General features: G+C 71.5%; 12 protein-coding genes. All 12 read left to right on the top strand.

Translation table 11 applies throughout. The features are described 5' to 3' along the window. The first annotated feature begins 9 nt into the window (after nucleotides 1-9). From ACWCP6_RS28255 to rfbC, 12 genes are read left to right on the top strand one after another with little or no spacing between them, the layout of a single operon-like run. Complete coding sequence (locus ACWCP6_RS28255) at nucleotides 10-1530, top strand: right-handed parallel beta-helix repeat-containing protein (RefSeq protein WP_450935395.1); 1521 nt, start codon at nucleotides 10-12, stop codon at nucleotides 1528-1530. A gap of 1 nt (nucleotide 1531) precedes the next feature. Next, nucleotides 1532-2764, top strand: a complete 1233-nt coding sequence (locus tag ACWCP6_RS28250; protein WP_450935394.1) for an O-antigen ligase domain-containing protein — start codon at nucleotides 1532-1534, stop codon at nucleotides 2762-2764. A 2-nt stretch (nucleotides 2765-2766) separates the two neighbouring features. Further along, complete coding sequence (locus ACWCP6_RS28245) at nucleotides 2767-4008, top strand: glycosyltransferase (protein WP_450935393.1); 1242 nt, start codon at nucleotides 2767-2769, stop codon at nucleotides 4006-4008. Then, complete coding sequence (locus tag ACWCP6_RS28240) at nucleotides 4005-5240, top strand: class I SAM-dependent methyltransferase (RefSeq protein ID WP_450935392.1); 1236 nt, start codon at nucleotides 4005-4007, stop codon at nucleotides 5238-5240. Before ACWCP6_RS28245 ends, ACWCP6_RS28240 begins: the two co-directional genes overlap by 4 nt. Further along, nucleotides 5237-6067 carry a glucose-1-phosphate cytidylyltransferase gene (locus ACWCP6_RS28235; protein ID WP_450935391.1) on the top strand — a complete coding sequence of 277 codons (831 nt, stop codon included), beginning with the start codon at nucleotides 5237-5239 and terminating at the stop codon, nucleotides 6065-6067. The genes ACWCP6_RS28240 and ACWCP6_RS28235 overlap by 4 nt, the downstream gene beginning before the upstream one ends. Further along, nucleotides 6064-6711: a PIG-L deacetylase family protein gene (locus ACWCP6_RS28230; protein ID WP_450935390.1), complete on the top strand. Its 648-nt coding sequence runs from the start codon at nucleotides 6064-6066 to the stop codon at nucleotides 6709-6711. The genes ACWCP6_RS28235 and ACWCP6_RS28230 overlap by 4 nt, the downstream gene beginning before the upstream one ends. Before the next feature lie 3 nt (nucleotides 6712-6714). Continuing rightward, nucleotides 6715-7740, top strand: a complete 1026-nt coding sequence (locus ACWCP6_RS28225) for an NAD-dependent epimerase/dehydratase family protein (protein WP_450935389.1) — start codon at nucleotides 6715-6717, stop codon at nucleotides 7738-7740. Further along, nucleotides 7728-9011, top strand: a complete 1284-nt coding sequence (locus ACWCP6_RS28220) for a DUF4910 domain-containing protein (protein ID WP_450935388.1) — start codon at nucleotides 7728-7730, stop codon at nucleotides 9009-9011. The genes ACWCP6_RS28225 and ACWCP6_RS28220 overlap by 13 nt, the downstream gene beginning before the upstream one ends. Nucleotides 9012-9016: 5 nt before the next feature. Continuing rightward, on the top strand, nucleotides 9017-10306 hold the full coding sequence (locus ACWCP6_RS28215; RefSeq protein WP_450935416.1) for a hypothetical protein: 1290 nt from the start codon (nucleotides 9017-9019) through the stop codon (nucleotides 10304-10306). Next, nucleotides 10303-11250 (top strand): glycosyltransferase family 2 protein, encoded by a 948-nt coding sequence (locus ACWCP6_RS28210; protein WP_450935387.1) that lies wholly within the window; start codon nucleotides 10303-10305, stop codon nucleotides 11248-11250. The genes ACWCP6_RS28215 and ACWCP6_RS28210 overlap by 4 nt, the downstream gene beginning before the upstream one ends. Next, on the top strand, nucleotides 11247-12527 hold the full coding sequence (locus ACWCP6_RS28205; protein WP_450935386.1) for a polysaccharide pyruvyl transferase family protein: 1281 nt from the start codon (nucleotides 11247-11249) through the stop codon (nucleotides 12525-12527). Before ACWCP6_RS28210 ends, ACWCP6_RS28205 begins: the two co-directional genes overlap by 4 nt. After that, nucleotides 12524-13075: a dTDP-4-dehydrorhamnose 3,5-epimerase gene (gene rfbC / locus ACWCP6_RS28200; RefSeq protein WP_450935385.1), complete on the top strand. Its 552-nt coding sequence runs from the start codon at nucleotides 12524-12526 to the stop codon at nucleotides 13073-13075. Before ACWCP6_RS28205 ends, rfbC begins: the two co-directional genes overlap by 4 nt. Nucleotides 13076-13081 lie beyond the last annotated feature (6 nt).

Below are 13081 nucleotides of genomic sequence, written 5' to 3'. Positions count from 1 at the left end.
GGAGGACGCTTGCGGATCAAGTGGCGGCACTGGGCGTTGCCGGCGGCACTGCTGGCGCCGGCCCTGCTGGCGGCGACCGGCTGTGAGGGCACGCCGGACGCGCGGCCGAAGCCGACCGCTGCGCCATCCACGTCCGTGGCCCGGGTGTGCGCCAGGCCCGCGGCCGGGCCGGCGAAGGCGCCGGCGGGCGCGGTGACGGTCGACCCTGCGGTGACCGGTGATCTGGCTGCGAAGACCAGGAGCAACCCCACGAACACCACGTTCTGGCTCCGACCGGGCAAGCACAGGCTCGAACCGGACCGCTACGCCCAGGTCGTCCCCAAGGAGGGCGACATCTACCTCGGCGCGCCGGGCGCGGTGCTCGACGGCCGGAAGACCAACCAGTACGCGTTCGGCGGCACCGCCCGCAGCGTCACCATCCGCTATCTGACCGTGCAGGGTTTCGTCGCCCCGCGCGACGAGGGCGTGGTCAACCATGACTCGGCCGACGGGTGGGTGATCGAGCACGCGACGATCCGGAACAACTCCGGCGCCGGGCTGATGGCCGGTGCCCGCCAGCGGGTCCGCGCCAGCTGCCTGCGCGGCAACGGTCAGTACGGCATGAACGCGTACAAGGCCAACGGCCGTATCAGCGGCCTGGTGGTCGAGGGCAACGAGATCGTGGGCAACAACAGGGACGACTGGGAGCGGCGGCGGCCGGGCTGCGGCTGCACCGGGGGCGTCAAGTTCTGGGCCGTCAACGGTGCCGATGTACGCGGCAACTGGGTGCACGACAACCGCGGAGCCGGGTTGTGGGCGGACACCAACAACAACGACTTCCGCATCGAGGACAACGTGCTCGACGCCAACGACGGTGCCGCGCTGATCTACGAGACCAGCTACAACGCGGTCATCCGGAGGAACACGATCCGGCGGAACAACTGGGTCGAGGGCCGCAAGTACGCCGACCGCGGCGACAACTTCCCGTTCGCGACCATCTACCTGTCCGAGTCCGGCGGCGAACCACGGATCCGAGCCCGCACGGACAGGATCGAGATCTACCGGAACGTGCTGGAGAACAACTGGTCCGGGATCACCCTGTGGGAAAACGCCGACCGGTTCTGCAACAGCCCGGCCAACACCTCGTCCGGTGACTGCACGTTGCTGGTGAAGAACAGCCACCGCTGCGCACGGCCGGCGATCGCCACCGCACCGCTCTACGCCGACTGCCGGTGGAAGACCCAGCGGGTGGACATCCACGGCAACCGCTTCGTGCTGGACAAGGCCGTCGTCGACTGCACGGTGAAGTGCGACCGCATGGCGGTGCTGGCCAACTACGGCACCTATCCGGACTGGTCGCCGTACCAGGGCGAGCGGGTGGCCGAGGCGATCACCGGTAAGCAGCACAACCGCTGGCACGACAACGTCTACGTCGGGCCATGGAAATTCGTCGCCCACGACCCGAGCCGGATACTCGACTCCGGGCAGTGGCAGGGCGCGCCGTACCAGCAGGACGCGGGCAGCACCTTCCGTGCAGGGGACGGTGGTTGAGATGGGCGCGGACCACACGCCGAAGATCGTCGGGACGGTCTGGGGGCTGCTGATCCTCAACACGCTCGGCTCCGCCGGGGCGAAGACCATCGTCCCGCTGCCCCGGTCCCTCATCCAGATGGTCACCATGGGCGCGCTGGTCGCCGCGTTCGCGCTGGCACTCGCGGTCAATCTCCGGCTGCGCATCCGGGCCAGCGCCTTCCTGTTCCTGCTCACCCTGCTGCTGGTGGAGAGCGTGATCTCCAGCGCGAACCTGGAGTCCGGGTTCGGCGCGCTGTTCCGCTGCTTCCGGCTGGCTCTCTTCGTCGGCACGCTGTGGCTGCTCAGCCGCTGGTGGGACGGCGGCCTGACGTTCGTCCGGCATCACATCCGGTTGTACTTCGTGGTCCTCGGGTCGGTGGCCGCCGGCCTGGCCGTCTCACCGGGCGCGGCCATGCCCGAACTCTACGGCGGGCGGCTGGTCGGCGCGTTGTGGCCGCTCACCCCACCGCAGATCGGACAGTACGCCGCGGTGATCATCGGTCTCACCGTGCTGCTCGTTCTGGGCCGCCGGACCGACAGGACCAGCGCGGCGGTGGTCATCGTGCCGTCACTCGTCCTGCTCGCGCTGACCCATACCCGCACGGCCACGCTCGGCCTGCTCAGCGGGCTGTCGTTGGCGATCGGCTCGCTCATCCTGACGAGCGCCGCCGCCCGCCGGTTCTTCGCCTGGGCGGTGCTGTGCACCGCCGTGGCCGCGGTGGGGTTCGCCTCCGCGCTGCAGGCGTGGTTCCTGCGCGGACAGAGCCAGGAGAACTTCGCCAGCCTCACCGGTCGGGCCAAGGTCTGGGACGCCCTGCTGGCAGCACCCAGGACGACCGCGGAGTATCTGTTCGGCGCGGGCCTGGGCGACAAGTCGTTCGGCGGGCTGCCGATCGACAACAGCTGGCTGGCCGTCTACAACGAGCAGGGTATGACCGGCGTCGGCCTGGTGGCGGCGATCGTCATCGTGCTGGGCGGCGTGGCGTTGCTGCGGCCACCGTCGCTGTCGAGGGCCTGCGCGATCTTCCTGATCAGCTACTGCGCGATCGCGTCGTACACCGAGGCCGGGCTGGGCGATGCCTCGCCGTATCTGCTGCATCTGGCCGTGGCCGCCTCGCTGCTGGTGGCACCTGCCACGGCCACTCCCCTCTCGGCGCCGGAAGTCCCTCGACGACACATCCCGCGATGGGCCCAGAGATCGGAGGTGACCTGAGCATGCAGGTCCTCGTGGTGCACAACCGCTACGCCTCGGCCCAGCCGAGCGGGGAGAACAAGGTCGTCGACCAGGAGGTGGCGCTGCTGCGCGAGGCAGGCCACCGGGTGGGGGTGTTCGAGCGGCGCAGCGACGACATCGCCGCCCGGTCCCTGCTGGGCAAGGCCGCGGTACCGCTGCTGGTGCCGTGGAACCCGGCGGTCCGCGCGGAGCTCGCGGCCACGCTTCGCACCGAGCGGCCGGACGTGGTGCACGTCCACAACGTCTTCCCGCTCCTGTCGCCGTCGGTGCTGGCCGCCTGCGCCGACGCCGGCGTGCCCGCCGTCGCCACGCTGCACAACTACACCCAGGTCTGCCCGCCCGGCACGCTGCAGCGGGACGGCCGGCCGTGCACCGAGTGCGTCGGGTCCGCACCGCTGCCCGCCGTCCGGCACGGCTGCTACCGGAACTCCCGGCTGGCGACGGTGCCGCTCGCGGTCAGCATGTCGGTCAACCGGCGTCGGTGGTGGTCCGGCGTGGAGCGGTTCTTCTGCATCTCCGCGGCGCAGCGCGACGTCCTGGTGCGGGCCGGCATGCCGGCCGAGCGGCTGGCGGTGAAGCACAACTTCGTGCCAGAGCCGGGGGCCTGCCGAACGGGCGCCGGCGAGCATCTGCTCTATCTCGGCCGGCTCGCGGAGGCCAAGGGCGTGCGGCTGCTCATGGCCGCGTGGGACGAGATCGCCGCCGACGGCGGTGTGGGTGTACCGCTCGTGGTCGCCGGCGCGGGGCCACTGGAGCGAGAGGTGGCCGCCTGGGCGGCGGGCCGGGGCGACGTGCGGTACGTCGGCCTGTACGACCAGACGGAGTGCCGGCAGGCCATCGCGCGGTCGGTCGCCGTGGTGGCTCCTTCCACGTGGCTGGAGGCGTTCGGCCTGGTGGTCGTGGAGGCGATGGCGGCGGGGGTCCCGGCCGTCGCCGCCGGTCACGGCGCCTTCGTCGAACTCGTCGAGGACGGGGTGACCGGGCTGCTGCACCGGCCGGGCGAGCCCGCCTCGCTCGCGTCCTGCCTGCGCCGGATCACGGCCGAGTCGGACCGCAACCGGGAGATGGGCCAGGCGGCCCGGCGCCGTTACGAGCAGGACTTCAGCCCGGCCGTCGGGCTGGAGCGCCTGGTGGAGGGGTACCGCACCGCGATCGCGGGTCGGTCAGCACTGGCTCGCGGCGGGGACACCCGCGCGAGCAGGGGGGATGGGGACAGTAGATGACACGATGCCGACTCTGCGGCTCGGAAGCGATGGCGAGCGTCGTCGATCTCGGGGCGACGCCACCATGTGAGAGCTTTCTCGCCGCGGACCAACTGGACCAGCCGGAACCGGCGTACCCGCTGCACCTGCGGGTCTGCACCGACTGCTGGCTCGCACAGATCCCTCCGCTGATCACGCCGGAGGAGACGTTCAGCGAGTACGCGTACTTCTCCTCCTTCTCGACCTCCTGGGTGGAGCACGCGCGCACGTTCGTCGCCGACGCCGTCCAGCGGGTGGGGCTCGGCCCCGACACCTTCGTGGTCGAGGTCGCGAGCAACGACGGGTACCTGCTGAGGCATGTGGTGGACCGGGGGATCCGCTGCCTCGGCATCGAGCCGTCGGTGAACGTCGGCGCCGCGGCGCGGGACGCGGGTGTGCCCACGCTCACGGAGTTCCTGTCCCCGGACACCGGCGCCGCCGTTCGCGCCGAGCACGGCCCGGCGGACCTGGTCGTGGCCAACAACGTGTACGCGCACATCCCCGACGTGGTCGGGTTCACGCAGGGGCTGCGCGCCCTGGTCGCCGACGACGGCTGGGTCTCCATCGAGGTGCAGCACCTGCTGACCCTGATCGAGGAGAACCAGTACGACACGATCTACCACGAGCACTTCCAGTACTACACGGTCGCGTCCGCGATCCGGGCGCTGGCGAGCGGCGGACTCGCGCTCGTGGACGTCGAGTTGCTGCCCACGCACGGCGGCTCCATCCGGCTGTGGGCCCGGCCGGCCGAGGTGGCCGGCGAGCCCACACGGCAGGTGGCCGACGTGCTGGACCGGGAGAAGGCCGCCGGGCTGCAGGAGCTGTCCGGGTACGCCGAGTTCTCCGCCCGGGTGGCCAAGGTGCGCCGGGACCTGCTGCGGTTCCTCATCGACGCGGCCGAGCGCGGCGAGACGGTCGTCGGCTACGGCGCCCCGGGCAAGGGCAACACCCTGCTCAACCACTGCGGCATCCGGCCCGACCTGCTCCCGTACACGGTCGACCGCAACCCCTACAAGCACGGCAGGTTCACCCCGGGCACCCGTATCCCGATCCTGCCGCCCGAGCGGATAGCCGCCGACAGACCCGACTTCGTCCTCGTCCTCCCGTGGAACCTGCGGGCCGAGCTGGTCGAGCAGCTGTCCTTCGTGCACGAATGGGGCGGCCGACTGGTCTTTCCCATCCCGGAACTGAGCATTGTCGAGGTCAAGGCATGAAGGTCGTCCTGTTCTGCGGCGGTTACGGGATGCGGATGCGGAGCGGCGCCGCAGACGACGTGCCCAAGCCGATGGCGATGGTCGGCCCGCGTCCGCTGATCTGGCACGTAATGCGCTACTACGCGCACTTCGGGCACACGGAGTTCATCCTGTGTCTCGGGTACGGGGCTCACCACATCAAGGACTTCTTCCTCAACTACGAGGAGACGACGTCCAACGACTTCGTGCTGCGGGGCGGGAAGACCGAGCTGCTGTCCACCGACATCGCCTCCTGGACGATCACGTTCGCGCAGACCGGCATCGAGTCACCGATCGGGGAGCGGCTGCGCCGGGTGCGGCACCACCTGGACGGCGACGAGATGTTCCTCGCCAACTACGCCGACGTGCTCACCGATGCCCCGCTGCCGGAGATGATCGACCGGTTCGCCCGGCGCGACGCCGGTGCGTCGATGATGGTGGTGCCGCCGCAGTCCTCGTTCCACTGCGTGGATCTGGGCGATGACGGCTTGGTGGGGGGCATCACCGCGGTGAGCGACATGCCGCTGTGGGAGAACGGCGGCTACTTCGTGCTCCGCCAGGAGGTCTTCGACCACATCCCGGAGAACGGGGACCTGGTCGCCGACGGATGTGCCCAACTGGCCAAGAGCGGACGGCTGATGGCGTACCAGCACCGTGGCTTCTGGAAGCCGACCGACACCGTGAAGGAGCGGGCCGCGCTCGACGACGCCTACGCCCGGGGCGACCGCCCGTGGGCCGTGTGGGAACACGGCGGCGCGGGGGCCGGCTCGACCGGAAGCCGGGCCGGCGCCGGGGCGGGGACCGCGTGATCCGGCTCGGGACCGGGCGCCTGGACAGGATCGTCGCGGTGGGCGCGCACTGCGACGACATCGCCATCGGCGCCGGCGGCACGCTGCTGACGATGTGCCTCGCGCGGCCGGGTGTCCGCGTCGACGTGCTGGTCCTCTCCGGCGGTGGCAGCGAGCGGGAGCAGGAGGAGCAGGCCGCGCTCGCCGCCTTCTGCCCGGGCGCCGACCTGCGGCTGACCGTGCACAAGCTGCCGGACGGCCGGCTGCCCGCGCACTGGGACGAGGCCAAGTCCGCGGTCGAGGAGCTGCGGGCGCAGACCGAGCCCGATCTCGTGCTGGCCCCGCGCACCGACGACGCGCACCAGGACCACCGCGGTCTGGCGAAGCTGATGACCACCGCGTTCCGCGACCACCTGGTGCTCGGCTACGAGATCGTCAAGTGGGACGGCGATCTCGGCCGTCCCTCGGTGTACCAGCCGCTGTCGCCGGAGATCGCCGAACGGAAGGTGCGGCTGCTGCAGGAGCACTATCCCTCGCAGCGGCACCGGCCCTGGTACGACCGCGAGGCCTTCCTCGGGCTGGCGCGGATCCGCGGCATCGAAAGCAACGTGCGCTACGCCGAGGCGTTCGCCGTCACCAAACTCACTCTCGACCTGGGGGAATGAACCTTGCGCGTACTGCTGACCGGGCACCAGGGCTACCTGGGCACCGTGATGGCCCCGGTCCTCACGGCCGCCGGGCACGAAGTCGTCGGTCTCGACGCGGGCCTGTTCGCCGACTGCGTCCTCGGCCCGCCGCCCGCGGACCCGTCCGGGCACCGGGTGGACCTGCGCGACGTCACGGCCGAACACGTGGCAGGGATGGACGCCGTGATCCACCTGGCCGCGCTCTCCAACGACCCGCTGGGATCGCTGGCGCCGGAGCTCACCTACGACATCAACCACCAGGCCTCCGTGCACCTGGCCCGGCTGGCCCGCGACGCCGGAGTGCGGCGCTTCCTGTACGCGTCGACCTGCTCCGTCTACGGCGCCGCCGGCGGTGACGACCTGGTGACCGAGGACGCCCCGCTGCGGCCGGTGACGCCGTACGCGGAGTCCAAGGTACGGGTGGAGGACGACCTGCACGCGCTGGCCGACGGCGACTTCGGCCCGGTGTTCATGCGCAACGCCACCGCCTTCGGCTACTCACCCCGGCTGCGCGCCGACATCGTGCTGAACAACCTGGTGGGCCACGCGCTCCTGTCCGGCGAGGTCCTGGTGCTCTCCGACGGCACCCCCTGGCGCCCGCTGGTGCACGCCGCCGACATCGCACGGGCCTTCACGGCCGCGCTGACCGCGCCACGCGAGGCGGTGCACGACCGGGCGTTCAACATCGGCAGCGAGGTCAACAACGTCACGGTCGCCGAGATCGCCGAGCAGGTCGCCGAGGCGGTGTCCGGCTCGAAGGTGGTGATCACCGGAGAGACGGGTGCCGATCCGCGGTCGTACCGGGTGGACTTCTCCCGGTTCCGCGCCGCGATTCCCGGCTTCGACTGCGAGTGGACGGTGAAGCAGGGCGCGCTCGAACTCGCCGACAACTACCGGAAATACGGGCTGACCCGGGAGGACTTCGAGCGGCGCTTCACCCGGCTGGCCGTGCTGCGCGCGGCGTCCGACGCCGGCGCCGTCGACGACACCCTGCGGTGGCGCCGGTGACCGCGGTCGGCGAGGAGATGTACGCGCTGGTGGAGCGGATGTACCCGCTGTGCCGGAGCATCACCGGCGACGGTGTGCGCGCCACCCTGGACATCGTCGGCGAGTACATCCCGCTGCAGGTGCACGAGGTGCCGACGGGGACTCAGGTGCTCGACTGGACGGTGCCGCAGGAGTGGAACATCCGGGACGCGTACGTCGCCGACTCCGCCGGCAGGCGGGTCGTCGACTTCGCCGCGTCCAGCCTGCACGTCCTCGGCTACAGCGTGCCGGTGTCGGCGACCATGCCGCTGGCCGAGCTGCGCGGACACCTGCACACCCTGCCCGACCACCCGTCCTGGGTGCCGTACCGCACCAGCTACTACAAGCCGGAATGGGGGTTCTGCCTGGCCCAGGAGACCTTGGACGCGCTGCCGGACGGCGAGTACGAGGTGCGCATCGACTCCACGCTCACCGATGGCCATCTCACCTACGCCGAGCACGTGGTACCTGGGCAGGTGGCCGACGAGGTGATCGTCTCCTGCCACGTCTGCCATCCGTCGCTGGCCAACGACAACCTGGCCGGCATCGCGGTGGCGACGTTACTGGCCCGGGCGCTGGCGGAGGAGAAGCCGTACTACACCTACCGGTTCCTGTTCGCGCCCGGCACCATCGGGGCGATCACCTGGCTGGCCCGCAACGCGGAACGGATCGAACGGGTCATGCACGGGCTCGTACTGGCCTGCGCCGGCGACCCGGGTCAACTGACGTACAAGCAGAGCAGGCGCGGTGACGCGGAGATCGACCGGGTGATGCGCCATGTGCTGGCCGCATCCGAACGCCCGCACCACGTCACCGAGTTCACTCCGTACGGCTACGACGAGCGGCAGTTCTGCTCGCCCGGGTTCGATCTCGGCGTGGGCTCGCTCACCCGGACCCCGTACGCCGGCTACCCCGAGTACCACACCTCGGCGGACAACCTGGACTTCGTCTCCCCCGACGCGATGGCGGACACGCTCGCCGTCTGCCGCGAGGCATTCGCCGTCCTCGACCGCAACCGGCGGTACGTCAACCTCAGCCCCTACGGCGAACCACAGCTGGGCCGGCGCGGGTTGTACAACGCGCTCGGCGGTCGCAGCGACACCAAGCAGGCCCAGATGGCCATGCTCTGGGTGCTCAACCTCTCCGACGGCGAGCACAGTCTGCTGGACGTCGCCGAGCGGTCCGGGCTGCCGTTCGACACCGTCGCCGCCGCGGCCGACGCCCTGTGCGGCGCCGAATTGATCAAGGCATGACGCCGATGACCACCGAGGGGGAGAAGGCGACGGCACCGGCCGGATCCGCCCGGCGGGCCCTCGTCGGCCGGCTGTCCTGGGGACTGGCCGACCAGGCGGCCTCCAGCGTGAGCAACTTCGTGGTGGGCATCTACGTGGCCCGCTCGCTGGGGGTGACCGCGTTCGGCGTGTTCAGCCTCGCCTGGGTGACGTACGGCGTGGTGCTGAACGTCTCCCGCGGGCTGGCCACCGATCCGCTCGTGGTGCGCTTCAGCGGCGTGCCGGACGCGTCCTGGCGCGGGGCGGTGGCCCGGTCGACGGGTACCGCACTCGGTGTCGGTGCGGCCATCGGCGCTGCGTGTCTGGTGGCCGGGCTCGGCCTCGGCGGCCGCCTGGGGCCCGCCTTCGCCGCCCTTGGTGTCATGTTGCCGGGGCTGCTGCTCCAGGACGCCTGGCGGTTCTCGTTCTTCGCCGCCGGCACCGGGCGGAAGGCGTTCGTCAACGATGTCGTGTGGGGTGTCGCGCTCGTCCCGGCCATGGTGGTGGCGGCCCGTGTGGGCAGCGTGGCCGCCTTCGTGCTCGCCTGGGGCGCGTCCGCCACGGTGGCGGCGGGGTACGGCTACCTCCAGTCCGGCATCCGGCCCCGGATGACCGAGGCCCGCGGGTGGCTTCGCGTGCAGCGCGATCTCGGCTACCGGTACCTGGTCGAGAACGTCAGCCTCAGTGGCGCGAGCCAGCTGCGGGCGTACGGGCTCGGCGCGATCGTCGGGGTCGGTGCGGTGGGTGCGGTGCGGGGCGCCGAGCTCCTGCTCGGCCCGTTCCTGGCGGTGCTCATGGGGCTTTCGCTGGTCACCGTCCCGGAGGCGGCACGGGTGCTACGGCAGGCCCCGCATCAACTGGGCAGGTTCTGCATCCTCCTCGGCGGGGGGCAGGCCGCCGGCGCGCTGCTCTGGGGCGCGGCGCTGCTGCTGATGCCCGGCCGGCTCGGCGAGCTCGTGCTCGGCGGCGTCTGGCACTCCGCCTCGGAGCTCATCGTGCAGATCACCCTCGGCGTCGCGGGCGCAGGCCTCGGCACCGGTGCGGCGGCGGGGCTGCGCGCGCTCGGCGCGGCCCGGCGCAGCCTGCGCTGCCAGCTGTTCGCCTCCGCCTGCTATGTCGGCGGCGGGCTCGGCGGGGCGGCCGTGGCCGGCACGGTCGGCTCGGCCTGGGGCGTCGCCGCCGCAACCGTCAGCGGCTCGGCTGTGTGGTGGCTGCAACTGCGGTCCGCCCTGCGCGAGCGCCACCGCAATCCCACCCCCGAAGTGAGGACCTCATGACCGACCGACCCAGGCTGAGCATCGGCCTGCCCGTGTACAACGGCGAGGAGTACCTGGCCGAGTCGCTCGACGCCCTGCTCGGCCAGACCTACGAGGACTTCGAGCTGGTCATCTCCGACAACGCCTCGACCGACGGGACCCAGGAGATCTGCCGCAAGTACGTCGCGCGGGACTCGCGCATCCGGTACCTCCGGCTGCCCCGGAACATCGGCGCCACGCCGAACCACAACCATGTGTTCGCCGAGTCCCGCGGCGAACTGTTCAAGTGGGCCTCGCACGACGACCTGTACGGCCGGGACCTGCTGCGGCGCTGCGTGGAGGCGCTGGACGAGCGGCCGGACGTGATCCTCGCGCACACCGGCCAGGCGGTCATCGACGGCGACGGCCAGGTGAAGGTCCCCTACGAGTACGGCCTCGCCACCGACTCCCCGCACGCACCGGAGCGCTTCCGCAGTCTGTTGTTCGAGCCGGGCGGCGACGACTTCTACGGGGTGATGCGGGCCGACATGCTGCGCCGGGTGAAGCCGCTCGACAGCTACCACCATGCGGACCGCACGTTCGTCGCCGAGATCACCCTGCACGGGCCCTTCCATCAGGTGCCGGAGCTGCTGTACTTCCGCCGCGACCACCCCACGCGCGCCGAGCGGGCGAATCCCGGCAAGCGCGCCCGGTGCGTCAACCTGGACCCGCGCCGGGCGGGCCCGCTGCACCCGACGCCCCGGCTGCTCGCCGAGTACATGTGGGGCTTCGTCTCGGCGATCCGGCGGGCGCCGTTGTCCGCGGCCGACCGACGCGCGTGCTACCGACACCTGGCCGCGTGGATGACCAGCCGGGTCCGGCCGGGCGCCGGTGAGCGGGTCGAGGACCGCGCCCCGGTCGATCCCGGCCTGCTCACGGTCTCCGTCGACGCCCTCGTCGCCGGCCGTGAGGGGAGGCGGGCATGACGACCGCGGACAGGACCCCGGTGCGCGTCGGGGTGTTCGGCCTGCTCGGCTCCGGCAACCTCGGCAACGACGGATCGCTCGAAGCCCTGCTCGGGTACCTCCGCGCCGAACACCCGGAGGCGGTCGTGGACGCGCTGTGCGGCGGACCCGAGGCCGTGACGACCCGGTTCGGGATCCCCGCGACGCGGCTGCACTGGTACCGCGGGGAGTACCGGACCGCGTCGCGTGCGGGCGCGATCGCGGCGAAGGGTCTGGGCAAACTCGTCGACGTCTTCCGCACCGCTGCCTGGGTGCGCCGGCACGACGTGGTGATCGTCCCGGGCATGGGCGTCCTGGAGGCCACGCTGCCGCTGCGGCCGTGGGGCTTCCCGTACTCGCTGTTCCTGCTCTGCGCGAGTGGCCGGCTGATGCGCACCCGGGTGGCGCTGGTCAGCGTCGGCGCCGCGACGATCGGCAACCGGCCGACCCGGGCCCTGGTGCGCTGGTCGGCGCGGCTGGCCGCCTACCGGTCGTACCGGGACGCGCAGTCCCGCGACGCGATGCGGGCGATGGGCGTGGACACCGCGCGCGACGAGGTCTACCCGGACCTCGCCTTCGCCCTGCCGACGCCACAGGAATGGGGTATCCCCCGCTCGGAGCTTGTCGGAGAGCTTGGGGAAACGCCCCCGAACCCGTCGGCCCCGCCGGGCCCGGTCTGCGTCGGCGTCATGGACTTCCACGGCGGCAACGACGACCGCGCCCGAGCCGATGAGATATACCGGCGCTACCTCGACGGGACGATCCGGTTCGTCCGCGCGCTGGTCGAGGAGGGCAGGGCTGTCCGGCTGCTCACCGGTGACGGGTGCGACGCGTCGGTGGTCGCCGCGATCCTCGACGCGGCGGACTCGCCTCTGGTCACCGCTGCCGAGCCGTCCTCACTGGCCGACCTGATGAAGGAGATGGCCGCTGCCGACACCGTGGTGGCGATCCGGTACCACAACCTGATCTGCGCGCTGAAGACCGCTACGCCGGTGCTCGCTCTCTGCTATGCGGCGAAGAGCGAGGCGCTCATGGCGGAGATGGGCCTCGGCGCGTACTGCCACCCGGCGCGCGAGGTCGACGCCGACCGGCTGCTCGAACAGTTCCGTGCGCTGGAGAAGTGTTCCGCCGAGCTGCGGGGGACCCTCACCGAGCGAAACCTGGCCGCCGCCCGGCGACTGGAGCACCAGTTCACCTCCTTGACCGCGGCCCTGTTCCCTGAGGCCGACCACGCCCACACCTTGCGGAAGGCTCCATGAAGGCGACCGAAGTCCCGGAGATCACCGGCGCGTACCTCTTCGAACCAGCGCCGTACGCCGACGAACGCGGCTTCTTCTGCCGCACCTTCGACGCCGACGTGGTCCGCTCGGTGGGCCTCGACCCGGACGCCTTCGTCCAGGACAGCCTGTCCCGCTCGGCCGGGGGCGTGCTGCGCGGCCTGCACCTGCGCTCCGGCGCCGGCGAGGCCAAACTGGTGCGGTGCTCGTACGGGAGGATCTTCGACGTCGTCGTGGACCTGCGGACGGACTCGCCGACCTACCGCAACCGGGCCTTCTTCGAGCTGTCCGACGAGACACAGCTGACCCTGTACATCCCGGCGGGGTGCGCGCACGGCTTCCAGGCCCTGACCGGAACCGCCGACGTCTCGTACCGGATCGACCGCCCGCACGATCCGGCCGAGGACGTGACGATCGCCTTCGACGACCCGGAGCTCGCCATTCCCTGGCCGCTGCCGGTCACATCGATGTCCCGGCGGGACCGGGAGGCGCCGAGCCTCGCCGAGGTCCTGCAGCAAAAAGAGAGTTGAGTCCGG

Source organism: Streptomyces sp. NPDC002004, from assembly GCF_053593975.1.
This window is presented reverse-complemented; position numbering and strand designations above follow the sequence as displayed.